The organism is Pseudomonas sp. KH_040 (assembly GCF_057839305.1).
The window spans coordinates 3,250,921-3,275,719 of the sequence record NZ_CM174487.1; the positions used below are offsets into that span (position 1 = coordinate 3,250,921).

23 protein-coding genes are annotated in these 24,799 nt (G+C 52.8%); 4 read left to right on the forward strand and 19 right to left on the reverse strand.

Translation table 11 applies throughout. The features are described from left to right. The 3 genes from AC3IUF_RS14555 to AC3IUF_RS14565 form a co-directional block, all read right to left on the reverse strand. A complete protein-coding gene (locus AC3IUF_RS14555) occupies positions 1-1,680 on the reverse strand; it encodes an adenylosuccinate synthetase (protein ID WP_489281458.1) in 1,680 nt (559 codons plus the stop codon). Between the two features lie 3 nt (positions 1,681-1,683). Then, complete coding sequence (locus AC3IUF_RS14560; protein ID WP_316916374.1) at positions 1,684-2,223, reverse strand: AAA family ATPase; 540 nt, start codon at positions 2,221-2,223, stop codon at positions 1,684-1,686. Between the two features lie 465 nt (positions 2,224-2,688). Then, on the reverse strand, positions 2,689-2,997 hold the full coding sequence (locus tag AC3IUF_RS14565) for a helix-turn-helix domain-containing protein (RefSeq protein WP_489281460.1): 309 nt from the start codon (positions 2,995-2,997) through the stop codon (positions 2,689-2,691). Positions 2,998-3,121: 124 nt separating this feature from the next. Here AC3IUF_RS14565 and AC3IUF_RS14570 point away from each other — a divergent pair, with 124 nt between their 5' ends. Next, entirely contained in the window at positions 3,122-3,640 is a 519-nt protein-coding gene (locus tag AC3IUF_RS14570; protein ID WP_489281462.1) for a hypothetical protein, read from the forward strand. Positions 3,641-3,675: 35 nt separating this feature from the next. After that, a complete protein-coding gene (locus tag AC3IUF_RS14575) occupies positions 3,676-3,867 on the forward strand; it encodes an MbcA/ParS/Xre antitoxin family protein (RefSeq protein ID WP_489281464.1) in 192 nt (63 codons plus the stop codon). A gap of 426 nt (positions 3,868-4,293) precedes the next feature. On the opposite strand, the gene AC3IUF_RS14580 is transcribed toward AC3IUF_RS14575, so the two are convergent. The 15 genes from AC3IUF_RS14580 to AC3IUF_RS14650 all read right to left on the reverse strand — a co-directional run bounded on the left by AC3IUF_RS14580 (position 4,294) and on the right by AC3IUF_RS14650 (position 21,380). After that, complete coding sequence (locus AC3IUF_RS14580; RefSeq protein ID WP_489281466.1) at positions 4,294-4,647, reverse strand: hypothetical protein; 354 nt, start codon at positions 4,645-4,647, stop codon at positions 4,294-4,296. 456 nt (positions 4,648-5,103) lie between these two features. Then, on the reverse strand, positions 5,104-6,006 hold the full coding sequence (locus AC3IUF_RS14585; protein WP_095124665.1) for an NmrA family NAD(P)-binding protein: 903 nt from the start codon (positions 6,004-6,006) through the stop codon (positions 5,104-5,106). Positions 6,007-6,018: 12 nt separating this feature from the next. After that, positions 6,019-7,134, reverse strand: a complete 1,116-nt coding sequence (locus AC3IUF_RS14590; protein WP_489281468.1) for an oxidoreductase — start codon at positions 7,132-7,134, stop codon at positions 6,019-6,021. A 419-nt stretch (positions 7,135-7,553) separates the two neighbouring features. Next, complete coding sequence (locus tag AC3IUF_RS14595) at positions 7,554-8,417, reverse strand: SDR family NAD(P)-dependent oxidoreductase (RefSeq protein ID WP_489281470.1); 864 nt, start codon at positions 8,415-8,417, stop codon at positions 7,554-7,556. A 61-nt stretch (positions 8,418-8,478) separates the two neighbouring features. Next, positions 8,479-8,904, reverse strand: a complete 426-nt coding sequence (locus AC3IUF_RS14600; RefSeq protein WP_095124662.1) for an Rrf2 family transcriptional regulator — start codon at positions 8,902-8,904, stop codon at positions 8,479-8,481. A 275-nt stretch (positions 8,905-9,179) separates the two neighbouring features. Beyond that, a complete protein-coding gene (locus tag AC3IUF_RS14605) occupies positions 9,180-9,968 on the reverse strand; it encodes a YkgJ family cysteine cluster protein (protein ID WP_489281472.1) in 789 nt (262 codons plus the stop codon). 1,017 nt (positions 9,969-10,985) lie between these two features. Continuing rightward, positions 10,986-12,206 (reverse strand): maltoporin, encoded by a 1,221-nt coding sequence (locus tag AC3IUF_RS14610; RefSeq protein ID WP_095124660.1) that lies wholly within the window; start codon positions 12,204-12,206, stop codon positions 10,986-10,988. A gap of 211 nt (positions 12,207-12,417) precedes the next feature. Then, a complete protein-coding gene (locus tag AC3IUF_RS14615; protein WP_489281474.1) occupies positions 12,418-13,419 on the reverse strand; it encodes an ABC transporter permease in 1,002 nt (333 codons plus the stop codon). A 37-nt stretch (positions 13,420-13,456) separates the two neighbouring features. Then, positions 13,457-15,019 carry a sugar ABC transporter ATP-binding protein gene (locus tag AC3IUF_RS14620; protein ID WP_489281476.1) on the reverse strand — a complete coding sequence of 521 codons (1,563 nt, stop codon included), beginning with the start codon at positions 15,017-15,019 and terminating at the stop codon, positions 13,457-13,459. An 87-nt stretch (positions 15,020-15,106) separates the two neighbouring features. Beyond that, positions 15,107-16,060, reverse strand: coding sequence for a substrate-binding domain-containing protein (locus AC3IUF_RS14625; protein ID WP_489281478.1), 954 nt, complete (start codon positions 16,058-16,060; stop codon positions 15,107-15,109). Positions 16,061-16,126: 66 nt separating this feature from the next. Beyond that, positions 16,127-17,080, reverse strand: a complete 954-nt coding sequence (locus AC3IUF_RS14630) for a sugar ABC transporter substrate-binding protein (protein ID WP_489281480.1) — start codon at positions 17,078-17,080, stop codon at positions 16,127-16,129. 80 nt (positions 17,081-17,160) lie between these two features. Further along, positions 17,161-17,886, reverse strand: coding sequence for an SDR family NAD(P)-dependent oxidoreductase (locus tag AC3IUF_RS14635; protein ID WP_489281482.1), 726 nt, complete (start codon positions 17,884-17,886; stop codon positions 17,161-17,163). A gap of 121 nt (positions 17,887-18,007) precedes the next feature. Beyond that, positions 18,008-19,270, reverse strand: coding sequence for a sugar MFS transporter (locus AC3IUF_RS14640; protein ID WP_489281484.1), 1,263 nt, complete (start codon positions 19,268-19,270; stop codon positions 18,008-18,010). 118 nt (positions 19,271-19,388) lie between these two features. Next, complete coding sequence (iolG, locus tag AC3IUF_RS14645; RefSeq protein ID WP_489281486.1) at positions 19,389-20,438, reverse strand: inositol 2-dehydrogenase; 1,050 nt, start codon at positions 20,436-20,438, stop codon at positions 19,389-19,391. A gap of 87 nt (positions 20,439-20,525) precedes the next feature. Next, positions 20,526-21,380: a sugar phosphate isomerase/epimerase family protein gene (locus AC3IUF_RS14650; RefSeq protein WP_095124652.1), complete on the reverse strand. Its 855-nt coding sequence runs from the start codon at positions 21,378-21,380 to the stop codon at positions 20,526-20,528. Between the two features lie 769 nt (positions 21,381-22,149). Here AC3IUF_RS14650 and AC3IUF_RS14655 point away from each other — a divergent pair. Both AC3IUF_RS14655 and AC3IUF_RS14660 read left to right on the forward strand, forming a co-directional pair. Continuing rightward, positions 22,150-22,533, forward strand: coding sequence for a nuclear transport factor 2 family protein (locus tag AC3IUF_RS14655; RefSeq protein ID WP_095124651.1), 384 nt, complete (start codon positions 22,150-22,152; stop codon positions 22,531-22,533). A 79-nt stretch (positions 22,534-22,612) separates the two neighbouring features. Beyond that, complete coding sequence (locus AC3IUF_RS14660; RefSeq protein ID WP_489281488.1) at positions 22,613-23,677, forward strand: maleylacetate reductase; 1,065 nt, start codon at positions 22,613-22,615, stop codon at positions 23,675-23,677. Between the two features lie 60 nt (positions 23,678-23,737). Here the strand turns inward: AC3IUF_RS14660 and AC3IUF_RS14665 are convergent, their stop codons facing one another. Next, on the reverse strand, positions 23,738-24,652 hold the full coding sequence (locus tag AC3IUF_RS14665) for a LysR family transcriptional regulator (protein ID WP_095124712.1): 915 nt from the start codon (positions 24,650-24,652) through the stop codon (positions 23,738-23,740). Positions 24,653-24,799 lie beyond the last annotated feature (147 nt).

Consider the following 24,799-nt stretch of genomic DNA (forward strand, 5'->3'; position numbering starts at 1 on the left):
TTATCTCCTGCCAGAGCGCGCCGTCCAGTTGCGCCGATCGATCAGCGAACGTAAATCGCTGGGATCCGGGTCTCTGGTAAAGCGAGTGTTAATCAGCGAGACAGGCGCTTGAGACACCCGCTCAAGTTCCTCCACGAATTTGATCGTGTCAGAATCAAGCTGTTCGAACCGGCGAGCATTACGATTCGTCGACTGGAGGTAATCTGCAAAAGTCAGGACGATGTCGGTCGGGGCATTCAGCGCGCAGGCTTTGCGAAACTGATCCCATTCAAACCAGCCAACTTTACGGTCACGGTGCGTGGTGGAGGTTTTCTCGGCAGCGTTCAAAGCGTCCGCTTCGAGATCTGCAAACTTTGCAATCTCATCGAAAGTCGTCGGATGCTTGAGCATCCCGGAAGTGTGTCCCTGATCCCCATCCGGATCGCCAACGCGGATAGGCATAGGTCGAATCACCATAAGGATCTTGCGGATCCTGCTGGGTGATATCCCCGCTTCAGCGAGGCATCCTGCAACATTCGTGTCCCTGGACGTCACATGGGGATAGTCACCGTGGAAAATACTCAGCCCGCTCCCCTGGGTTCCTTCCAGCAGAATGGAGTTACCGTTGCGGTAGGCCTCCTCCAGTCTGTCTGATGTGCATCCGTGATATTTTCCAGGAATCCCCACGTAAGGGCGAAGCTCATCAACATCCCGCGCGAGCCTTATCGCTTTACCTCTATTCAGAATACGCCGCGCAGCCGCTGCCCCACTTCCGCTTCCAGTAGAAGCGATGGTCGACACCAGATGCCCCTCCTTCTCCGTCTCGATGTCTTCATCTTCAATAATGGTTGCTTGAGGATCGATGAACAACCGGTCTGCCCCGATACCGCAAGCTTCAATCTCCTTCAAAAGGCCCGGCAACCTGATAGTCATGCCAGGGCCAAGGAGTAGCCGTGCAGTCACTTCACGCGACCCTGAGGGAAGATGATGATAGGTAAACGTACCGACGGCACTCGCCACGGTGTGTCCAGCGTTGGGGCCACCCACGCGAACCATGACATCGTACTCGCGAGCCAGGTAAGCGACAATATTGCCTTTGCCCTCGCTTCCGTACTGCCCGCCAATAAGAACATCCACACATCGAATTTCAGGCGGTGTGAAGAGGTGCAAGCGAGCGGCGACCCGCACCAATGTGTCCTCGGAATCTGAGCGTTCGGTGTAGATGCGAACGTCTGAATCCTGCTTGAGCGCTTCGATCTCATCCGGATCCATGAGTTGATTCACATCCTCATAGACAGGAGGGCTGGTGAGCCCTTCAACACGCTTCGCGTAACGTCCCTGAAGCGTTGGATCGCTAGCGTAGAGGTGCACATGTACCAAGTTGGCACCGAAAGCCTGTCGAAACTGCAGCACCTGTGCCAGCGTATCCAAGTGATCGACGACTAATGGTCGGTCATCGTTCTCACTCGCGCACATCGCCTGAGTTTCCAGAAGCATCCACTGGTCGTGCGCTGCCGTATCCAAATCACGTCGCCGATCAAGAATGTCCGGCTGATCCATTCGAAGGCGCCACTCGGCATCTTCAATGGCTCGACGATCACAAACCACGGCGAAGCCAAACTGCTTTTCCAACAAACTGGCTAATCCACTCTTGCCGCTACAGGTCTTGCCACTGATCACTACAATCTGCCGAGTTTCCATGCGCTACTTCTCCCAGATGCCCATTATCTGATCCGCAATTTCCGATGAGGTGTGCTGTTGAGTGTCTAGAACTTTGTCCGCAAAACCTGCAAGCGAACGAGCACTCTGCTCGTTAGGGTGCAGTACGCTCACCCGATACTCTTCGAGAAGACTTGTGCCCCGCGCAGCGTATCTCTGCGCCAGAACAGACTCTGGCGCGACGATGTGCACGTGCCTCACCACATCCCCGAAACGGAGCTTCAACAACTCCACTTGCCGTGGTTTTCGGACTGCATCCAGGAGCCAGTTATCAACATCTGGCCGGGCTTCGATGGCCGGACTTGCGACAGACTCTATGAGCCAAGAAAAGTCAGTTGCCCTGTCGAGAGAGTCACCGAGTTCTTGCAGGCTATGACGATCAAGTAGCTCATTCCGGGAAGCCAACTGAGCCCGCAGAAAGGAGCCACTACTGATCGGAACAAACCCATGGTGTTCTTGTAGCGAGACAGAAACTGACGTCTTGCCACTGGCCATCGGGCCGCTCAAAAGAAGTAGTCGCTTCACGTGATGACAATCCCTGTCTTGCGAATTCAATTCACGCTAAAGCGTAGCTGGCCCGGCTACGTTGATATGTTTTTTTTCACTCAGAGCAGGAGCAGCCCATGCGGAGGATTCACGCTTCAGGAAAACAATCCTTTGTCAGCCCTGATTCAGCGTTTTCATCGCTAACAATGGGATCAAATCTCAGCGATCGCATCCTGCATCACTTCAACTTCAGAATCGCTAAAGTTGCTGGAGTCGGAATGTAGCGGACAAGAGCACACGACTCCCCAAGTCCATCGGTATTTCAATGGTGCCTAGGCTTACGGGGATTCTGGTTGCGGTTAATGCGAAAGAAACCTGGCTGATTACGATTTAGCGTAACTCAAGTCGCGCATATGGCCTATGAGAGTGATCGATATCCAAGAAACTTATGGCCGCAACACAGTGCCTAGAAGCTACTCATCAAATAATTTCTGATCGTGAACATCAGTTCCGCAGAGCAAGACTTTCAACCAAATCGACCACCTGCCTTCGCTCACCTTTTTTCAAGCAATGAAAACACTGCAGCAAATGCGCCGTCTCATCGTCCTCGCAATAAAAATACGGCACCGGCAGATTCATGACCGCAGCGATCTGCTTCACGATGCTTTCACCAGGCTGGTGAACGCCCTTTTCGTATTGAGACATCCGCGCAGAGGCCGTGGCCGGCTCGATGCCAGCCTCAATCCCCAAGCGCTCTTGTGAAAAGCCCCTTAGCTTGCGCGCCTCTTTCAAACGCTTGCCGAACGTACTCATTTTCTCTCGCCGCAAAAGGCTAAGAGATTCTTAGATTTGGTTTGACCGCATACTAAGTAATCCTTAGTATTTGGCAGAAATATCCTTTTGCCATCACTCAGCGACGCAAGGACAGGGACTCAAAATGAAGGAAATGCAGATCGTAGACGGCCGGCTCGACGAGAAATCGCGTGGCTTCGGCGGCGACATGGTGAGCTACCATTTCTGGAAAATCGACGGCAAAAAACTCGAACCGATCGAAATCCCAGATGTGCTGGACGCTCACGTCAAGGCGGGCGATCGCGTTCGAGTGACAGCACAGCTGGGTAAGGACAAGGTCTACAGAATCTGGGCAATGCAGGTGGCGGGAGAGCCTGTTCGCTCGGTGGTTACTATCCCCTTCATTGGCGTCTCTTTGGGAAGGCTCGGGATCCTGCCTCTGGCGGTCGCCATATTTACTATTTTTGTTGCCTACGGTTTCTGGACAAACAGCGCCAACCACCGAAGCTTTCACGGTTCGTCCTACCAGCTAGCCTGGATCGCGCTGAATTTGTTCGTCAGCTATCGCTACATGGTTAAGCCAATATTGATCATCACGCGCGGCATCAAGGCGTTCCGTGAATATTGCGCCAAGACCCCTGCTTCCGCCTCTACCGCCAAATGAGATGAACCAGTCGCGATAAAGTGCCAGGAGCAAAAGTGAACAATGTCGAGCGGATCCAACACCAAGCCGAGCTTGTCTTTGGCAACAAAAAGAAAGCCGATCATTGGCTGAGCCAGCCGACAGCACAAACAGCTGATTGCTCGCGGTTGCAAATGGCTCACAGTCGAGTGGGATATGAAGTCGTGAAAGCAGAACTCGATAGGCTCAGTCATGGGTTCGCCAGTTAATGCACTCCTTCGTCGAGGATCGACATGATCACGTTTGATCTCAACACAAACGACGCCGAGGCTTTGCTTCAACATGCGCAAACATTCGAACCGGATTCGGGCGATGCTCGTGAAGATCGGCGACTGCGCGAGGCACTGCTCGATCTGAGCCACGCGCTTTTATCGCATCTGCAGAGACAGACACACGAGACAAGTCCTAACTCAAACGCAGCCCAGCACAACTCCTTGGTGCAGCCCCTTCTCCTTTAGCTCTACGAGCGATGCACAGAGCCTTTGAAGCCCCCTCTTCATCCATCGCTCGCTTGCCGCTACGCTATGTCGAGATCTGACGGCTGTCACCTTTGAAGCCTCTTGGCTCGCTACACCACTCGCCCAGAAACAAATAGATCCTGGATGCTTTTAGCCTGGCTTCACCTTCATTACGCATCAAACGCTTACGTCGAGCGCGAGCCTAAGTTCGATGAATTCAGCCGGCAAAACCTCTATCGGTATTGCCTGTAGCAGCGCCTGATAAAGCCTGGATTTTTCGCCCAGACTTACCGCGACTTTGTCCCGAGTGCTGCCCCAGCGTCGCTTGCCGGCGCGTTGGTAACCTTCTTGCACCGCCGCCAACGCTTCGGCACCGAGCCATTCGACGCGTAGATAGCCGACCGTGTCTACCGCTCTGCGTTTTACTGGACGCGCTAAGCATGCGGACACAACGGTGACCAGGTTTTGTGCGCCGAGATGGGCCAGCGCCAGTTGGTAGAGTTGTCCCTCAATGGGGGTCGTGATACGCATGTCAAATCCTTACCACTTGTACGAACCCATTGGATGCTCATCGTGGAGAACGCTGCATCCATCGCGGCTGTCTAACAGACGTAGCCGAGCCCAAATCCCCAAAGACGCACAACCTACATTAACAGTTTTACAACTAAGCCTTTGGGTGGTGAGTAGCGTCATTTACTTTCGCTACGCTATCCCATTCCTTACCTCGGCAGTTGGAACTGTATAGTGTGACTAGCGTGCCGCCAGAATTGAATAATCCCTCCAGACGAAAACGTAAACACAAGTGAAAGTGTCGATTTTTCTCCCGCGTTCGCTCATCATGGCCGGACGGTTATGCTGAAGAATGCTTTCCAGCGATCTGAAAGACTGAAAGAACGAAGAGGATTGAGTGAATTTCAACAGGCACCTGTATTTGGAGAATGCTGACGCCCCCAAAGCCGGAATACACCCCATTATTCCAACGTATCTCTAGTGCCCAGTGATCGTAATTAGCTCTTCCCGATGCTGAAGAATCCATTGCTTAAGTGTTAAAGCGTGTTCTCCGGTGACGTGCGGAACATCATTTCGAACGCATCCTAGATACCCCATTCGCCCATCAACTATTTGTCGCATGATCTCGACGCCACCATCTGCATACCACGACTCCACCGGGATACTTGCCGATGTGAAAATAGCCTGAAATTCTGCCGGGCCAAGGACTTTGGCGGCAATCTCTTTTCCGAGTAGTTCGCTTAGAAGTTTGGCGAGCTCAGGCCCAGTAGCAACATCGCTGCTAAGCCAGTACTCTTTTCCAGCGTGCTTCGCCGGCCCCTCCTGAAGCGCGGTAGCTGCAACCAGCGCGATATCCGCCGCCGCAACCCAGCCGGTTCGATATTCGTTCCAGTAAGTGGTCAGGGTGTCACCCTTTAAGCAAAGGGTAAGTATGTTTTCCATAAACATATTGGGATGAAGGAATGTCCAAGAAATTCCGCTGGTTTTAATGTACGCCTCAACCAATTGATGCCAGGCAAAGGCTGGCCCCGTACAATCCCATTCTCCAAACACACCGAGGTGCACGATATGTTTAACACCGGCTTTGCTCGCCGCATCCACCAGCGTTTTGCTCTGCGCAAGCATGGCTACGGTATAGCCGGTTAAAAGGAAAACTCTATCCACGCCCGCGAGCGCGGCTCCGAAAGTTCGTGGGTCGTCTAGATCGAGGTGAACAATGTCCTTTCCCTCGCCGCTTAAACGATGAACCTCCTCAAGTCTGCGGGAAGTAATCCTAACGTCAACGTCAAGGCTGCCCTCCAGATTGGAAACTACTTTCTTACCTATTTGCCCACTGGAACCTATAACCAATACTCGCGCTTTACTTTGCTTTATATTCATGACGCTCTTTTCCTAATTTTCTTTTATGAATTTCCACATGGAAAGCCCATTTCGCAGCGCATGCACAAACTTCGGCGACACTCCGAGCGCATAGAGCTCTTCAAGCGCGAGCGGAAAACTCTGAATTTCGAAGTCAGGGCGAGCAGCCCTTTTCGGCCAGTCCGGGGCTAATATCGCCGCGCGGCCCAAAGCAACCATATCGGCACCATCGTTGAGCGCATCTTGAACGTCTTGCGGGGTTAACAACGATCCACTTGCCACCACGGGAATGTCGCTCCTTAAAACGTCCCTAACCCGCGAGAGATTTGTCTGCTTTTGAGTGGGATATTTCCAGGATACTTCCTTAGCGTTCATGGCCGAGAGATTCAGGTAAGTAAACCCCACATAGTTCAGCATTCGGAGCATCTCCAAGCCTTCGTCAATGTCAAAGCCCCGCCCGTTGTTCCAATCTTCGACAAGAATTTTAACCCCCATGGTGAAGTCGCCGGGTAACTCGCCACGGATTCTCCGCATGGCTTCGAGTAAAAATCGTGCGCGATTTTCCACCGAGCCTCCCCATTTATCTTTTCGCAGGTTCGTGGCTTTGCTAAAAAACTGGGTAAAAAGGTAGCCGTTGGCACCGTGTAGCTCGATTCCGGAGGCCCCAGCCCGCTGCACTCGCCGCGCGCTATCCACTAAAGCATCAAGGATGGCTTGGATTTGTTCTTCGCTGAGCTCCCGAGGCTGCTCAAAATCAGGAATAGGAAGTTGAACGACACTTGGGCCCGCCGGCTGTTTACCTCTATTCAGTTTGGCTTTTGCTCGCATTCCGGAGGGCATGAGTTGAATAATCGACAGCGCCTGCTCCCGCTTAACCATGTCGGCAAAGCAGCGGAGTCCATATTCGTGAGAATCTGAGAAAGCTCCGATCTGCCCTTCTATGTAAATGTCGTCTTCGTAGGGCGAAGCTCCGGCTGTGATGACCGCGCCGAATCCACCTTGGGCACGCATCGTTAACCAGTTCAATTCTTCTTCGCTAAAGCGTCCGTCGGAATGACTTTGCCCATTAGTCATCGGCGCCATAAAGAGCCGATTTTTTACCGTCGCTCCGTTGTTGAAAGTGTAGGGCTGGAAAAACTGTTCGTTCACTTGGGATCCTATTCGTTTGTCAGCGACTGAGTTATCGGTCGTATGCGAGATTCCCACCTGTTTGGCATTTGGCACTTGCAGTTGTATAGAAGCCGTATGTGACTGCGACCAGGCTGTGGAATACAAAGAATGATTTTCGCGCTTTAGCGTATCGAGTTGTAACGGGAAGGAACTTATTGCAATTGTCGCAAACTCAGGCATCTTAGGTTGGCGAACTATTGCAGTTGGCTCTCGGTAAAATCACACGCCTGATCTCATGGATCAAAAGTTCTTCGTCCATAAAGGTGCCTTCATAGACTTTGCCGGTAAGAAGCAGCCTCAGTTTGTACACCCGCATTGCATTCGGTAAGCCATGCTATTAGGGACGGCTGAGAAACGTGGCGCTTCTACCCGCCCCGAATAAAGTTCGAAGCTCATCATCAACGCGGGCTATATTGCTTGATAAGCTTCCCAAATTTCCGCAGACCTATCGCATCAGCAACGGATGGAGAGATGGCGTTCATAAGCGTCATCATCTTGAGCAGCGCGCCACCCATGACATGCTCCTTACGTCGCTGGCGGATCGTCGCGAGGATATCGCGTGCAACTTCATCAGGCTCGCATAGGTCGACGCCCATCTTTTTCCACATGTCGAAAAATGGGGACTCCGACTCGGTGTTGGAGGGGGCGGGCCCGAAGAACGACAGGGATACGTTTGTCCCTTCAAGCTCGCGATTGGCGCCTTGCACGTAGCTCGCCAGTGCGCCACGGGTCGCCGCATAGGCGCTCATAAAAGGCAGCGCCACCCGGCCATCCATGGCTCCACCGATGTGGACAATCACTCCGTCGCTGGCTTGCTTGCGCAGCCCAGGCAGGAATGCCTGAGTCACGAGGATTGGCCCCTTCACGTTGATAGCGAGCAGATCGTCGACGTCGGATAGCGTGTAGTCTTCAATAGGTTTGCGGGGCGAGATACCTGCAAGGTTAACCACTGCATCGATCCGGCCGAGGTGTTCAAAAGCTGTTACTGCCAGCTTCTCAAGGCTAGCCGGATCGGTTACGTCCGCGCGCACGTAAATCGCCGAACCGTCGCTTTTGCCGGCTATCTCGGCGGCGTCGTGCTCTCGTCGCGCAGCGAGCACCAATCGAAAGCCCTCGGCCGCCAGGAGCCTGGCCAGCGCGTTGCCAAGCCCACCGGTCACTCCGATGAGAACGGCGGTGGGCGAATCCTTGTAATGCGTAGTCGCGGCGGGGCCGGTTGCAGTGCCGTCAGGCAGAGAGGACTTTTCGTTCAATTTCGTCATTTCGAGTTCCTTTAAATGCTTATTAGCTACTATTAACGTATCTATTATAGGCAAAAAAAAGCTAAGCGGACTTAGCTCTGATTTTGGACACCACATCTGCCAACGTCGTCTGTCTCAACTCCCTATGGACGGCCTCTTGAGTACAAACCAGTACGTCGCTCATGACTTCCTTGATGTTGGTGCTCACGATACATTCCTTCCTTATCGGATAAGTATGAATGGCAAACGCATCAGGAGGGCTCACCGCAGAATAGATGTCCAAAAGTGAAATATTTTCTGGGCTTCGCGCCAGTCCGTAACCACCCGACTTACCAACCGTCGTCTTAGCCAGTTTCGCCTTCGAAAGCTTAACGAGGATTCTTTTAACAAAAACCGGGTTCGCATTTACGCTGCCCGCGAGAATCTCCGAAGCGAAAACCCCGTCGTGATGTGCGATTGCCGCCAGTACATGGACGGCGATGGAGAATTGAGTGTTTACTGAAGCCATTCATGGATACTATATTAGTATCCATGTCGAATGCAAGAGCCGTCCGGGGCGGCAAGGCACAGGTCGGCACCGTCTCAACCTTAAGCCGCGAGTCGATTGGGTATCCAAAATAGCCGCTGAAGAGCTGTTATCGCGCTCTTCTCTATTGCGCCGCTGCGCTCGTAAGCGTTCATGCATTGCTCGAACTTGCATACCTCGCTCCGTAAGTGAGATGTCGTCCTGTACGAAAGATTGCTTCGACCCCTGCCTAAGCATTAGTTGCCCTTCCGTAAATGCTACAACGCTTGATAGACGTAATTGCTTGCATCTTCAGGTGCCAGCGGCAAGCCCGCGCTTTGAAGTTGATAACGTAGTTCAAGGTTATCAGTACGAACGGCCCATCGGCTATTTGAGGGCGCTGAGCGTGCATCACTGGCAAGGATTGCGCCGAGCAGCGTTTCTCGTTTCGGGAAATAAACCGCCAACCCATCGCCTTTCCAACTTGCAACGGTAGCCCCCAATAGTTCGCAGATCGCCACCTTAACGGCAGCATCCTCAACATCGGCCTTTTTAGACTGGTTAATCAGCAACTTTAAGGGCGGATTTGCTTCGCCGTCGGTACAAATGATTTCACCACGCCCCCAAGACTCAGGAGGGCAAACTTTATTCTCAACTCTTAATTCAATGAATGGATTTATTTCCATAGGGTAAATTCGACACACCAACGGTCGATCTTCATAAATACCGCAAAGGTTATCCTCTTGTAGGCTCGGACACTGATTCAATGCATTTCCTGCGAATATGGCAATAACGTTAAGCTCACTGTCTCCTGCTGTCACTTTGGCTGCTCGGCTCGCATTATGCTGGTACTCAGGTGATTGTACTGCCTCCGCAGAGTGACTGAACGCCTCCAGCAGTATCGCTACGTCATCACCCCGCGTGAGCCATTGTTCCGCCTCTTTCACGGTTAAAGGAATCAGCCTTCCTTTACAGCAAATACCGCAGGTCACACAGGTATATTGAACTGCCCCCTTACCGGTGGCGCCACCGGTAGTCACTTGGGAAATTGCGTTAAGTTTCGTCATCACGTGTTCCTTATCTACGCCACCGGATACTATAAAAGTATCTATTTAAGACAAAAAAAATTAACTGGACTTAGCTGTGATTTGGGGGCCATTCCGCCAACGTCGCCCGTCTAACCTCCCCACGGACGGCATCCTACGTGTCAACACAGGATGTCGCTGATGACTTCATTGAGGTTAGAGCTCACCACATACTTTTGCCTTACGGAATAAGTAAGGGTGGCAATAGCATTTGGGGGTTTACCGCGAGAAGATATCTCAGAGTTAATTCTTTTCGGGCTTCGTGCCTAACCGTAACCGGTTGACTTACCACAGACGTTTTAGCCAGTTTCGCCTTAGAGAATTTAACGGGATTCTTTTAACAAAAGCCGGGTTCGCATTTGCGCTGCCCGAGAGAATCTCCGAAGCAATAATCCGTCATGAAGTGCTATTGCCGCCACATGGACGAGAATCGAACATACGGTGTTTACTCACGCCACAATCGGATACTATATTGGTATCCATATTGAGTGCAAGAGCCACATAACGGCAAAGCACAGCAACTTTAAGACAAAGTGTTACAGCAAGCCGCGCTTTTAGAGTGTCGATGTCGCCAACCGCATGACCAAGGGACTGGGTGCGGATACGATGCAGGCCGCACGACCTGGTTTCGATGTACATCCACCTCAAGCTGGAAGACAGGCCTGAATTTCTGGCGCTATAACTGGCGTTACTGTGGCGATGTGATTGGCCGTAGGTGAATCAGGAAGAAACGCAAAGTCGTAGCGCTTTGCGCTCAGCGACAATGCCAATTTCAGAAGCCCATTGGGTATGCGCTTTTGGCGTTTGTGTCAGCAATCATTGTGACCTTTACCGCCATGGCCTGTGTCGCAAACCCAAGCAGTAAAAACACTAAAACAATGCGATTGCGAACACATGTGCAGGTCTCCCTTACAACTCGATAGTCGAAGCCCTACCTGGACATAACTGGCGGTAGGGCTTCCCGGAGGTCAGTTGACTTGACCCTGTTGGCTGACGCGCCTATTTCCACCAGTACTCAAGCTGCACACCAACGTTTGAGCCATGCAACGCATTACCAAAGGCACCGGTATCCGAAAGCGCTGACCCAGCAGCCATTTGATTCGCTGCGCGTTGGGCCGCTTCGTTCCAGGACGCATAGGTGTAATACAGACGAAACTCTGGACGATGCCAGTAGCCAGGCCCAGCAGGTGACCAAGTTGGCGCAATGGTGAATTTCGTCAGTTTGCGCGTCCCACCAGGCGCCTCCACTTGGTCTCGGCCAATCTCGGTGCTCAATTTGAATTGTTCAGTGAATGCATAGACCGGGCGTACGCCCACAGAAAGCCAGTTTTGGTCATCACCGTCTGGACGTTTGTCCTTTTGATAGACGACCTGAAGCTGCCCACTGAATCGCGGAGTCATTTGCCAGTCGAAGTACTCCACCATGCGCCAACTCTGATTGGCGTTATCCAGAGCTGGGTCGCCGGTGTAACTCAAAGCCGTTCCTGGGCCGCGTCCGTATTGCACCGCAAAGGTATTAAGCCCACCTAGGAAGCCTTTCTGTTTGTGCTGGGCGATGGCCGACCAACCCGTATGGGAATCATCCCTGCTGTCCGGCTTGTCGAGAAAGCTCACGCCCAGTTGCAGCGCCCCATCGGGGTTGGTATCGAAGCCGCTGACGGTAAAGTCGTGGCGGTTGATGTAGTCCTTTTGGAACAAGTTGTCTTTGCGCGAAAAAACGTAGCTGTATTTGAGATCACCGATACCTACTTGATCGAAGCCGAAACCATTCGAACTCTGGTTCCAATAGAAGTAGTCACTCATTTCGATGCTGTTTCGATTGTAGTAACGACGGCCAGCCCAAAAAGAGCCTCCGTTAAGAGCGGGCATTTTGCTCCATTCAGCGTACATCTGGTTCATTCGTGCAAAGCCATAATCCCCCGTAAACTTCGGTGTATGGCCGTATTGATTGTACAACTGAGCCATGCCCTCAATACTGATGGCGGAGCCATCATCGAGTTTGAGAAGATCTTGCCGCAGATCAAGCTCGAAGTACTGTTCGCACTCATTACCCAACCGATACTTAGACTGCGCGCCCGGAAGCTGAAAGCAGGACTGACTGCCGCCCTCTAAGGCGTTACCTGTACCCGTACGAAGATAGCCGCTGAAATCCAGTGCATTTGCAGACAGCGGCATTGCTACAGCCACACCTACACTCCAGAAAACAGTCTTTAATCTCATTTTGCGTCTCCACTTATTATTTTTATTTAATTTTCTCGGGACAGCCGAACCCTTACCGGAAGATTCCTCTTCCAGCGACGTGGGCTTTTATTTAGTTACTTCGTGTGGTTGCAGCCTGGAGCCAACCTCGTGAGGTCGACGGGTAACGACACTTATAGATAAGGCTCCAGTGAAACAGTTACATATCATTTTCTACGGTGCTTCAGCCAAATCATGACTTGCCTCTGGATTTGGCATACGTATCGAAACCGACCGCCAACACGATGATGATTCCAATCACCACTTGTTGGTAATACGCGGATACGTTCATGATAACCAAGCCATTGATGAGTACGCCGATGAGCAACGCTCCGACAATCGTGCCGCCGACGCCACCTAAACCACCAAACAGGCTGGTACCACCAATCACCACTGAAGCGATAATGCGCAGTTCGTAACCCGTGCCGGCAACGGCCTCAGCCGATCCAAGTCGTGCAGACAGCAGGAATCCAGCAAGCCCGGCAAGGAAGCCGGTGATGACATAGACGCTCAGAACTATGGACTGAACACTCAAGCCTGAGAGTCGCGCTGCTTCTGGATTACCACCAACGGCATAAACCTGCCGGCCATATCGGGTGTAGCGCAACGCGATGTATCCCACCAGAGCGACCACAAGAAAGACGAGGACAGGAACCGGTACGCCTAAGACGTCTCCCCTTCCCCACCAGCGAAAAGCTTCATTGAAACCGCTAACAGGCGCACCGTCATTCACAATGAGTGTCGCGCCGCGCCACACGGTCAAACCGCCAAGCGTCACAATGAACGCGGGTACGCCGAAACGGGTCACCACCTTGCCATGGATGTAGCCCGCCATCGTGCCGACTGCGCACGCTGCGAGCATCGCAACGAGCCATCCCATGAAGAAATCGCCGCCCAGCGCTTGCATCAAAAATGCACCGCTGATCGCTGCGAATGCAAGCAACGACCCCACTGCAAGATCGATTCCCCCGGTGAGAATCACATAGGTCATGCCCACACCAATGATTCCGTAGATCGACACTTCGGTAAGAATGTTTTTGATGTTTCGTGCCGACAGGAACATTGGGTTGTATAGGGTGAAAATGACGATAAGCGCGACGAGAAACAACAACACGCCATACTTCTCAAAGAACCCGACTATCTCAATTTTTTTCCGGCGTTCCACGACTGACTCATTCGATGCTGGCTTGATCATTTTTATTTACTCGATAGACGATGCGGGTGCGACCCGTTCAGGCCACGCCTTGCTGCGAAAACGATGAGCTCACGCCTTGAGCCATACGCGCCATAAGAAGCTCTTCAGTTGCCTCATCAGCCGTGACAATTCCGGTTATCTGCCCTTCACGGAACGTGACAATCCGGTCGCTGACCGCCATGACTTCAGGTAACTCGGAAGAAATCACTATCACGGCGACGCCGGCTCGGGCCATGTCGAACAGAAGTTGATGAACTTCTGCCTTGGCCCCTACATCGATGCCGCGTGTTGGCTCATCGACGATGAGCACCTTCGGCTTGAGCGCCATGCAGCGAGCCAAAATCACTTTCTGCTGGTTGCCTCCAGACAGCGTTCCAATGGCCACGTTGTCGTTAGCCATCTTGATGCGCAGTCGCTTCTGGTAGTCCTGGATGAGCTGGGTTTCAGCCCGGTCATCGATAAACATGCCCCAGCGCTGCAATCCGCCAAGACTTGGCAAACTCATATTCCAACGGATTGAGTGGCTCAAAAAGCAGGCCTGTTGCTTCCTGTCCTCAGGAACAAGCGCAACGCCAGCAGCGATACCTTCTTTGGGGGATTTGAATGGAGAGACTTGGCGCCCATTGACGTAGATCATCCCTTCATCGCATCCGTCGGCACCGAAAATCACGCGAGCCAGTTCAGTCCGGCCTGATCCCACCAGCCCAGCGAAACCGACAATTTCCCCCGCCCGTACATCGACGGACATGTCGAGCAATGGCGTCGCATGAAGACTCCTTCCTCCACCAGCCGCTGTTCTGGAAACACTTTGCACCTTGAGCATCACCTCACCTGGTGCACCCGTAAGCGGTTTGCGGACAAACTCCACGTCCCGGCCAACCATCAGTCGGACAATGTCATCAACACTAACGTCGCAAACGTCGCCAGAGGTGATGTAGGCTCCGTCGCGAAAGATGGTATAGCGATCACAACACGCCTTTACTTCGTTGAGCTTGTGCGACACATAGATGATGCTGATCCCTTTAGCCTTCAAATCTGCAATGATCTCGTGAAGTTTGTCGACTTCACGGCCACTGAGCGCAGCAGTAGGTTCATCCATGATGATGAGCTTTGCATTCATGGTGAGCGCCTTGGCGATCTCGACCATTTGCTGCTCCGCCACGCTCAGCTTGCGCACCATTGTCTTTGGCGTAATGTGCAAACCAAGATCGTCCAGCACGTGCTGCGCGTCACTGAACATGTGCTTCCAGTCAACGAAACCATGTCGTAGTGGTTCACGACCCAGGTACATATTTTCGGCGACTGACATGTCGGCGATAAGATTGAATTCCTGGTAGATCGTAATGATGCCTACCTCCTGGCGATGTATGGGGGTGTCATGCTCCCCAAGCACGTGACCATTGAATTCAAGTGAGCCTTGACCAGCATCCGCAGGCTGAGCCCCGGCCAGGATCTTTAGAATGGTGGACTTGCCGGCGCCGTTTTCACCCAGCAAAGCATGGGCCTCACCTTTCCCGACTTCGAGCTGTACGCCGTTGAGCGCGACGACACCCGGAAAGGTCTTCTTGATATTGCGAACTTGCAGCAGCCTATCGTTCATCTCGATGCCTCCCAGCCCTGGTTTCGCTATACACGGGAAAGAGCATTGCTCCCTCCCTCATTGCCTTCAAAAGCGTGACCACATGGACTACTTGATAGCGCTGAACTGCTCGGCCTGATCAAGGTTTTCCCGCGTGACCATGAATGGCGTAATGGTCACCGACTCGATCTTGGTGCCGTTTCTGATGTTGTCCACAGCCAGGCGCAGCGCTGTGCGAATCTGCTTGCTTGGGCTCTGCTCGACGATGCCTGTGATCTCACCAGCCTTGATGCTTTTGAGCACTTCGGGATAGGCGTCGTAGCCAATAATCTTTATCTTGTCGCCCAGCCCCATGCCGCGCACCGCTTCGACTGCTCCAAGCGTCATATCGCCGGTGGAGCAGATGATCACATCAGGTGGATTACCTACCGAAGCGGTGAGAATGTTCTCGACCACCGACATCGCCTTGGCCCGATCAGCCTCTCCGGATTGTTCAGCGACAAGCTTGAACTTGCTGCCAGCAGCGCTCAGTGATTGATGCACGCCCTTCGCACGATCCATCGCAGTCGTGGAACCGATCTGACCGGTGATGAGCACCACATTGGCGCCTGTCGGCAGGTTCTTAACTACCCAATCGCCCATAAGCCGACCACCTGCCACGTTGTCTGCTGTTACGAATGGCACGGGTGAAGAGGTACCCTCCACGCGCCGGTCAACTGCAATTACCGGCACCTTCTCCTCCAATACATCGTTGATCGCAGGCGCGAGCGCCGTGACATCGTTTGGAGTCAATACAACTGCGGCGACACCTTGTGTCAGCGAGTTTTCGATATCTGAGCTCTGTTTGGAGGATGAAGCCTGGGCATCCTGAACAAGGAGCTTGATGTCTAATGTTTTAGCCTCTTGAACAACCTGCTCGTGCATGAAGATGAAAAAGGGGATTGAAAGAGTCTGGAAGCTCACTGCGATCTTTTCACCAGCAGCAAAAACGGAAGTGTTCGACATCAAGAAAGCAATGGCCATTGCAGCAGTCAGCACTCGACATTTATTGTTCGTTTTCATTCTTGAATTCCTCAAATTGCATAGGTACATCAAGCATTCGGATTGACTGGGCGTAGAACAGCCCGGTTATTGAATGGCGCTGTATTGCTCTGCCTGACTCAGGTTTTCCTGGGTGACCATGAATGGCTGAACGATCACCGTTTCGAGCTCCGCTTCGCCGCGTACTTTCTTCACCGCCATCCGCAGGGCTGTTCTGATTTGTTTGCTCGGGCTTTGCTCCACGATGCCAGCGATATCTCCGTCACGGATGGCTCGCAGCACCTCGGGGTAGGCATCAAATCCGATCACTTCGACTTTGCCTTTCAGCCCCATGGCCCGCACGGCTTCCGCAGCGCCGAGGGCCATGTCGCCGCTCGCGCAGATAATTGCATCTGGAGGGTTTGCACTCAGCGAAGTCAGGATGTTTTCTGCCACCGACATGGCCTTGGCGCGTTCCCACTCCCCTGACTGTTCAGCCACGAGTTGGAATTTCTCCCCGCCGGCTTTGAGTCCGTCGTGAACGCCTTTAGCGCGATCAATGGCGGTCGACGAGCCTGGGGTACCGCCGATGAACGCTACACGAGCACCGTCTTTCATGTTCGATGTGACCAACTCGGCCATAAGTCGGCCACCTGCGACACTGTCCGCAGTGACATAGGGCACTGGGGTATCGGTTCCTTCGACACGGCGGTCGACTGTCACCAAAGGTACTTTTTCGGATAGCACTTCGTTCAAGGCAGGTGCCAAGGCGGTCACATCATTGGGTGCAACCACCATTGCAGCGACACCTTGAGTCAGGGCGTTTTCTACGTCCGAGGACTGCTTGGTTGAAGAAGACTGAGCATCCTGTACAAGCAGCTCAATATTAAGGGCCTTAGCTTCCTGCACGGCTTGCTCGTGCATGTAGATAAAGTAGGGAATGGATAACGTTTGAAAGTTGACTACGATTTTCTCACCGGCGGCCATTGCCGGCGAAAGCTGGAACATCAAACCTGCTGCGAAAACAGCGCTGCACAACAAACCACCTTTCTGCCTTTTCATTATTTTTGTTTTCCTCAGATGGGTATCAAAATCGCGGCACGGAGTTGCGCGTGCTGCAATACGAGCGCGTCACAGAACGTTCAAGGTGTTGTGTAGCCTCCATCCACAACGAGTTCCGTCCCGGTGATGTAGCTCGCTTCATCACTGGCCAGGAACAAAGCCGCGTAGGCAATTTCTTTGGGATCCGCTGCACGCCCCATCGGCGTCGCTGCGACGACGGCTGCGGTGGTATCAGCCGCTTGGTGGGCAATCATTGGAGTTTCAACCAACCCCGGATGCAGCGAGTTGACGCGGATACCGTTGGACACATACGACAAAGCTGCGTTCTTGCTCATCATGCGCACTGCAGCCTTACTAGCCTGGTACGCCGATACACCACTGGCACCGACGATGCCCCAGATCGAAGACACATTAACGATGGAGCCCGATTGCTGACGCTTCATGATCGGAATGACAGTTCTCATTCCAAAGAACGAACCGTTCTGGTTGATATCGATGACCCGATTCCAGTCATCGAGTGTGATCTCATCGATGGGAAGGTAGGAGCCCACCAAGCCTGCGTTATTGACAAGCACATCAACCTTCCCGTGCTCACGCATGACCTCCTCGACGAAGCTTTCCCAGTCCTCCAGCTTTGAAACATCCAGGTGCTTGGCGACGACACTATCGTTCTTGTATGGCGCAGGCTCGTGGACATCGCCAACTATGACGGTGGCTCCTTCATCGGCAAAAAGCTCGGCGATCGCACGTCCGATTCCCATCCCACCACCCGTCACCAATGCAACTTTGTTCTGTAGTCGTTTCATGTTGATTTTCCTAATCTGAAGTCTGCCCATGACCGGCGTTCAAGAACCTCGGGCAAGCCGAATCCGTTGCAGCAGACCTAGCTATGCAAGGCCTACCACAGGTCGTTATCGGGTTTATGAATCAGTGAGCGTTGGTAGTCGCAGTCACAGGTGGCTGGCTCTGCCCATACCATGCGATGACTGCGAAACATGCCAGTGGTACATAGAACGCCGTAGCAATCCCGAAGTGATCAGCAAGCGCGCCCATCAGCAGTGGAACGAAGGCTCCACCCACGAGCGTCATCACCAGACACGATCCAGCTTTCTTGGTTTGTGTGCCGAGCCCCCGAATACCCATAGCGAAGATCGTTGGATACATCACCGACATGAAAAGATAGATTGCGACGACCGCGAAGATCGAGATCCGCTCAAACCCAGAGATGGCAACGACACAAAGCATCATGCTCACTAAGCTGTTGAGGATCAGAATCGAACGTGCGGGGACATAACGCATTATCCACGTCCCGGCGAATCGACCGATCATGTATGCAAGCATCCCAAGTGAAAGTAGGAAGGATGCTTTCTGGACGGAGATTCCGTGCCAGTGATCAATCGCATAATTGATGAAGAACGCACCGATTCCGACGTAAGCACCGACGTTGCAGAACTGGGCGAACAGCGCACCAGTGAAGCTGCTCTTCTTCCAGAGGCTTAATTCGTCCCCCTTTGAGGCCAGTGCATCAGAAATCTTTTCGCCGCGAATTTCCGGAAGTTTGATTCGAGCAAAGGCCACGAACATCAACATCACGATGATAGCCAACGCCGCATATGTCACCGAAACCAGATCAATGCGACTGCCGTTGAACTCAACAGGTGGAGCAAAGAAAACCGCGCCGCCGATGACCGGCCCGATGAAAGCGCCCAGACCATTGAAGGACTGAGCAAATGTCAGACGTTGTTCTGATTTCGCAGGATCGCCAAGTGCGGCGGCATACAGGTTTGCGGCGGTCTCTAGGCAGCCTAAACCGCATGCTAGTACAAATAGTGCAACCAGAAACGGCGTAAAGGTGCCAACCGTCGAAGCGGGAATGAACAGCAAGGCTCCAAAGGCGAATAAGGCAAGTCCTGCCAGAATCCCTGCCTTGTAGCCAAAGCGCTCCATGAACATGCCAACCGGCAGGGCAATGATGAAGTACGCCCCGAAGTAAGCTGTTTGAACCAGTCCAGATTGCGCACGAGATATGTGAAGGGTGTCTTGGAAATGCTTGTTCAGCACATCGAGTAGCCCGTGTGACAGCCCCCACATGAAGAACAAGCTCGTTATAAAAATGAAGGCTACGCGAGTTGAAGAAAGCTTTTCGCGGCTGCCTGGGAGGCCTTCATAGACCTTGGTATTCGTAGTCATGACCGGTACCTTTGTAAGTCTTATAAACCGTCATTGATGCACGCCAGGCTCTCACCTGGATTAGGGCCGCCCGAGACGACCCTTTTATTTCTAATTTTTGGCGCTAGGCAACCCGCCTTTAGACTCCTGCTGCTTGAGCCACTTCGACGTTTGGATCAACCAGCGATAAGTGATGTCCTACCCTCACAACCCTGCCGGTTGCAGCGGACTCAGTCGCACAGTTGGCTAAGCGCAAAGCGAGCAAACCATCACGCGGCGTCGCTGGCATTGGGCTATTAGTCTCAAGAGCGTCAAGGAAGCTATCGAGCTCGATCTTGTATGAATCAGCATGACGCTCCAGGAAAAAGTGGAGCAATGGCTCAGCCACATCTGTAGCGTCGGCGCCGTAGCGGCGGATGGTGCTCTGGCGATGATTCTCGTTCAGCAGCATGCCTTTCGAACCTGAGACCTCCAGCCGCTGGTCGAAACCGTAAACTGCTTCTCGGCAGCAATTGATGTGACATTGACGGCCTGACGCGGTGCGCATCAGCACCATCACGCTGTCATAGTCCGGAATGGTTTCAAGGGTAGGGTCAACAAGACGGCTGCCGATAGCGAAGACCTCCACGGGCTCTTCGCCGAGAAGACTCCGAGCCATATCGAAATCATGGATCGTCATATCCCGGTAGATGCCGCCGGACGTTTCCAGATAGGCACGGCTTGCAAGTCCAGGGTCACGGCTCGTGATGATCACTTGGCGAACATCACCCACCTCACCGGCGTCAATAGCACGCCGAAGGCTAAGATAGTCAGGGTCGAATCGGCGGTTGAAAGCCAGCATGACTCGTCCATTGAGGCTTTCGAGTTCATGAACTGCGGCGGCTGCGCGTTCATAGTCCATATCGATGGGCTTTTCGCAAATCACGGGTTTGCCCAGCTTTACGGCTTGAAGCATCAACTCAATGTGGAACTCGGTAGGCGTACCAATCAAAACTGCGTCAACATCCTCTCGATGAATAGCGGACACATAGTCGTAAGAGGCTTCGCACCCGAGCTGATCGGCGAGACTATCAACTCCTTCCTTCCATGGATCGGCTACGACGACCAGCTTCGTACGCGAGTTCATTGCAACGTTAGCGGCGTGGATCTTGCCAATACGCCCAGCACCCAATACGGCAATACGTAACATGATGTTCTTCCCTCGACAGCACTGCTGCCTGTTATTTTTAGTTAGGGATGGTGGAAGCTCAGCTCCCACCCAAGGCAATCTTGTGATTTATTGGAATTGCGCGATCGAAGTATCGAAGGTGCGCTGAGCCATCTCTTGCAATGGCAGCTTGCGCACTACTTCAGAAAGGACTTCCACACCCCAAGGGCCTTCGTAGCCAGTAGCCTGAATGGCTTTGATAAAGCCAGGGACATCCAGCACGCCTTCGCCTGGTAAGCGGCGCTTGTGGATAGTGTCCTGCCATAGCGGCTCAACGGCGTACTTGTCAGCATCGTCGAGCTCTACCGAACCGATGAATTTGCTTGGAATACGAGCAATTTCGCTAAAGTCGACGCCGCCGCGTGCTAAGTGCCAAATGTCGAGTAGCAGCTTGCCGTGGTCGTGATTCGCGCCTTGAACCAGAGCCAACGCGGTATCAATCGTGCGCACGTTACTGAACGGCATGATCTCCAAGACGATATTCGTACCATAGGTTGCCGCTTCAGCACTCAACTGGCCGAAGTGCTCGACCATCAGCGGAATATTGGCGTCTTCCTGGTGCAGGCCTGGGGCGGTTTTGACCGCACGAGCGCCAAGTTCTTGGGCCGCGTTGAAGAGCTCAGCCCGCATTTTGTCCGAGGCGCGCCGAGCTTCTCCATCAAGGTACCAGTCAGTCAAAAACTCGAATTCAACGTGCTTAATACCGTTGCCTTCGAGAATGCGGCGCATCTCGCGAAAACCGATGCGATCAACTGTCGACATCAGATCTACATGGATCAGGCCCACCCCTTTGTAACCGGCTTCTGCGGCTGCCTCTACACGATCCCGGAATGCAAATGGGCTGATTTCAGTTGGGCCGAATGGGTAGACATCACCTGACAAGGTGAAATACGCGGCCAACAATTCGACGTTTTGATTACTCATGTGTAACTCCTGAGTGGCAGTTGCAAAAGGTTGAAGCGTGCGAGCGCTGCTAAATCCAGAACGCGCAAGGAACCTGGAATGTCTTTTCAAAAGCGGTATCGGAAATCAATTTCGACGTCAGCGTGATGCTTTCAGGCGTGATCGTTTCCAACATGACTTCCCGGTGAAGCAGTCCCTACTGGAATCCGGGGAGATGACCTGCTCGCTAGGTAAAAAGAGCGAATTTTTGATGGGCCTTGCACCGATGCTTTTGAGCGGGAGTCACCCAGCAGTACGGAACAACGCAGATTGTTTAGGAGACTCAGCACCGCTTGGGCAGCAGCAGTGCGGTTTTGGGAAAGGGTTAGGAGCAAGTACATGGCTATGTCTCCGTTCTTGTTTTAGTGCAACTGAAATGAGTTGCCGTTGTAGGACGATCTTAGGCATGCGTTTTAGGAAGAAAAATACCGAAAGGTGAATTCTCTTTTTCACCAGCGGAAGAATCCGAGAATGGAAGAAACGCGAAAAGAGATACCGGCTCAGAACAATCAGCCAGCTTATTAAGGAGTTGAGAGAAGGTTTTTCACTCTTTAATGGCAAAAACATCAGGTGGAATAGGATTATTTCACCAGTGAAATAAAGATTTCCAAACGCGAGGTTTTATAAGCCCTTTCGTAATTATAGGCTGGGACTAGTCGAACGCTGCGATGAGCAGCCTTGGCTGGCTACAGAAAAAGGGCATGGCTCGAAATTCGCTCACATGCCTGTGACAGACCCCAAGAGGCCGAGCATGAAAAACCAAAACGTAGTTGAGGAGTTGATTCGCGAGCTTGAGGATAAACGCTACGAAGCCATCGTTGCCGGCAATTTCACAGCGTTTAAAGCGTACGCCCATCCCGATTTGACTTATTCCCACTCCAACGGCGCCGTAGACTCGCTTGAAAGCTACATGGACAAATGCCTGGGCGGCTTTTACGTCTACCACCATATCGAGCATCCAATCGAGTTCATCAAAGTCGTAGGTGATATCGCACTCGTCTTCGGCGAGATGAACGGTGAAATCACTGCCGGCGGCGTGCAGAAAACACTTCGTAACAAAGCCTTGGCGGTTTGGGAGCAGCGTAACGGCGAGTGGAAGCTGCTCGCCTATCAGCCCACGCCTATCCCTAAGTAAGCGTTGCGCTGGAGCTACTTGATTCCCTCTGCCCGAGAGCCTGCCGCACTAGCTCTCACCGATAGGAACACACCATAATATGAAAAACTTTACCTACACCGGCCTGCCTGCTCGCGTGATCTTTGGCAAAGGATCTCTTCAACAGCTTGAGGCTGAGATAGACCGCCTCGAATCCCGCCGCGCCCTAGTGCTGTGCACGCCTGAGCAACGAGATCAGGCTGAGCGAATCGCCGACATATTGGGTAACCGTGCTGCGGGAATTTTCGATAAAGCAGTCATGCATGTCCCAATCGAAACCGCTCGTGAAGCGCGAGAAGTTGCGAAGGAACTGGGGGCTGACTGCGCCATCGCGATCGGCGGCGGTTCTACTACCGGTCTGGGTAAGGCAATCGCCTTGGAGTCAGGCCTCCCAATCTTGGCGATTCCCACAACTTACGCCGGTTCCGAAATGACACCGGTGTATGGACTGACGGAAAACGGCATCAAGAAAACAGGCAAAGACCCACGAGTCTTACCTAAAACCGTGATCTATGACCCTGAGCTTTCGGCCACCCTCCCCTTAGGCATGTCGATAATGAGCGGCATGAACGCAATCGCTCACGCTGCAGAAGGTCTCTATTCCCAAGATGGGAACCCGGTGATGTCTCTGATTGCAGAAGAAGGTATTCGTGCGATGGCTGAGGGACTGGAGCGCATCAGCGAAACCCCTGAGGATCTAGAGGCCCGCAGCGACTGCCTTTACGGTGCCTGGTTGTGCAGCACTGTGCTTGGTCATGTAGGTATGGCTCTGCATCACAAGCTTTGTCACACGCTGGGTGGCAGCTTCAACCTACCTCACGCCCAGACACACACTATCGTGCTGCCTCACGCTATCGCTTACAACGCCAGCGCTGCTCCGGACGCAGCGGCGCGCATCATTCGAGCCTTGGGTGGGAAGCATGATTCAGCCGGTGGCGCGTTATTCGATCTAGCGGAAAAACTCGGCGCACCCATGAAGCTGAAAGAGTTGGGACTGACCGAGGCGGATCTTGATCGCGCGACAGATATTGCTCTCAGTAACCCTTACTGGAACCCGCGTCCGATCGATCGCGAGGGGATTCGTCAATTGCTCCAAGACGCATATGAAGGGAAACGTCCCGTTTAAGTCCCGACTGTTGCCTTACCCACTCAACAACTGTGACGGAAGTTGAGTGGGCTCTTTTTTTCATCGAGTCCAGTACCGTTCATAGTCACTGCGTTTGAAGTGGTCTAGCAGGAAGTCTATGAATAAACGGGTTTTCGCAGGCATATGGCGTCGATCCTGAAACGCCAGATTAATAGTCAGTTTTGGTAAGTCCCAGTCATCCAGTACCGGGATCAGTCTGCCGGCGACTAGGTCGTCATAAATGATGTATTTGGGCTGAACAAGTATTCCCGCCCCTGCCAGCGCTGCCGCCCTGACGATCTGTCCATCATTTGTCTCTAATGCAGGTTGTACCTTGACACTCACATGCTCTCCACCGCGCGTGAACTCCATGGTATTAGGGTGGTTCGCATGGCTGTAGATGAGCACATCATGCTCAGCCAAATCCTGCACAGTCTTGGGTGTACCTTTGCGTTGGAGGTATTTAGGCGACGCTGCGAGTATCCGCCTGGTCTCAGCTAACCGACGGATAGTAATGTTCGAGTCCGCTTCGAATTCGCGAGTTCGAATGGCTAGATCAATCTCGCTGTCGATGATTTCGTAGTAGCGGTTGGCACCGATGATCTTGATCTTGATACCAGGGTAGCGCCGTTGGAACTCAGGAACGAGTGGTGCGATGTGGAGCATGGAGAACGAGATAGTTGCACTTATCGTGAGCGTGCCCGTGGGCTCAATCAGAGCCGCACTGACCGTCGCTTCTGCTTCTGCAAGCTCAGCGAGCAGGCTTTTGCATTTGGCATAAAAATCGTGACCTGCATTGGTTAGGGATAAACGGCGGGTGCTCCGCTCCACCAGGCGCACCCCAAGTCGTTCTTCGAGTGCAGCAAGGTGACGACTGGCAGCAGCGTTGGAAATTTCTATTTTCTCCGCCGCACGGCTCAGCGTACCCAGCTCAGCGGTGTGCACAAAGAGTTCTAGCTCTGTAAATCTGTCCATCGTCAGGCATCCCAACGTCATAACCAGCGGATTATTTCAGTGATGAAATAAAGATTTCCATTTTTAGTATTTTATTCCACTGCGTGGGACTTTAGCGTATTGCCATAGTTTCGGGAACAGGCATCTGCCGGCCAGCAGTTAACGTTC

Excerpts from the sequence above, each read along its gene's own strand:
- AC3IUF_RS14555 (WP_489281458.1), bottom strand. The coding sequence starts at position 1,680 with ATGGAAACTCGGCAGATTGTAGTGATCAGTGGCAAGACCTGTAGCGGC.
- AC3IUF_RS14565 (WP_489281460.1), bottom strand. The coding sequence starts at position 2,997 with ATGAGTACGTTCGGCAAGCGTTTGAAAGAGGCGCGCAAGCTAAGGGGC.
- AC3IUF_RS14570 (WP_489281462.1), top strand. The coding sequence starts at position 3,122 with ATGAAGGAAATGCAGATCGTAGACGGCCGGCTCGACGAGAAATCGCGT.
- AC3IUF_RS14580 (WP_489281466.1), bottom strand. The coding sequence starts at position 4,647 with ATGCGTATCACGACCCCCATTGAGGGACAACTCTACCAACTGGCGCTG.
- AC3IUF_RS14585 (WP_095124665.1), bottom strand. The coding sequence starts at position 6,006 with ATGAATATAAAGCAAAGTAAAGCGCGAGTATTGGTTATAGGTTCCAGT.
- AC3IUF_RS14595 (WP_489281470.1), bottom strand. The coding sequence starts at position 8,417 with ATGACGAAATTGAACGAAAAGTCCTCTCTGCCTGACGGCACTGCAACC.
- AC3IUF_RS14600 (WP_095124662.1), bottom strand. The coding sequence starts at position 8,904 with ATGGCTTCAGTAAACACTCAATTCTCCATCGCCGTCCATGTACTGGCG.
- AC3IUF_RS14605 (WP_489281472.1), bottom strand. The coding sequence starts at position 9,968 with ATGACGAAACTTAACGCAATTTCCCAAGTGACTACCGGTGGCGCCACC.
- AC3IUF_RS14610 (WP_095124660.1), bottom strand. The coding sequence starts at position 12,206 with ATGAGATTAAAGACTGTTTTCTGGAGTGTAGGTGTGGCTGTAGCAATG.
- AC3IUF_RS14615 (WP_489281474.1), bottom strand. The coding sequence starts at position 13,419 with ATGATCAAGCCAGCATCGAATGAGTCAGTCGTGGAACGCCGGAAAAAA.
- AC3IUF_RS14620 (WP_489281476.1), bottom strand. The coding sequence starts at position 15,019 with ATGAACGATAGGCTGCTGCAAGTTCGCAATATCAAGAAGACCTTTCCG.
- AC3IUF_RS14625 (WP_489281478.1), bottom strand. The coding sequence starts at position 16,060 with ATGAAAACGAACAATAAATGTCGAGTGCTGACTGCTGCAATGGCCATT.
- AC3IUF_RS14630 (WP_489281480.1), bottom strand. The coding sequence starts at position 17,080 with ATGAAAAGGCAGAAAGGTGGTTTGTTGTGCAGCGCTGTTTTCGCAGCA.
- AC3IUF_RS14635 (WP_489281482.1), bottom strand. The coding sequence starts at position 17,886 with ATGAAACGACTACAGAACAAAGTTGCATTGGTGACGGGTGGTGGGATG.
- AC3IUF_RS14640 (WP_489281484.1), bottom strand. The coding sequence starts at position 19,270 with ATGACTACGAATACCAAGGTCTATGAAGGCCTCCCAGGCAGCCGCGAA.
- iolG (WP_489281486.1), bottom strand. The coding sequence starts at position 20,438 with ATGTTACGTATTGCCGTATTGGGTGCTGGGCGTATTGGCAAGATCCAC.
- AC3IUF_RS14650 (WP_095124652.1), bottom strand. The coding sequence starts at position 21,380 with ATGAGTAATCAAAACGTCGAATTGTTGGCCGCGTATTTCACCTTGTCA.
- AC3IUF_RS14655 (WP_095124651.1), top strand. The coding sequence starts at position 22,150 with ATGAAAAACCAAAACGTAGTTGAGGAGTTGATTCGCGAGCTTGAGGAT.
- AC3IUF_RS14660 (WP_489281488.1), top strand. The coding sequence starts at position 22,613 with ATGAAAAACTTTACCTACACCGGCCTGCCTGCTCGCGTGATCTTTGGC.
- AC3IUF_RS14665 (WP_095124712.1), bottom strand. The coding sequence starts at position 24,652 with ATGGACAGATTTACAGAGCTAGAACTCTTTGTGCACACCGCTGAGCTG.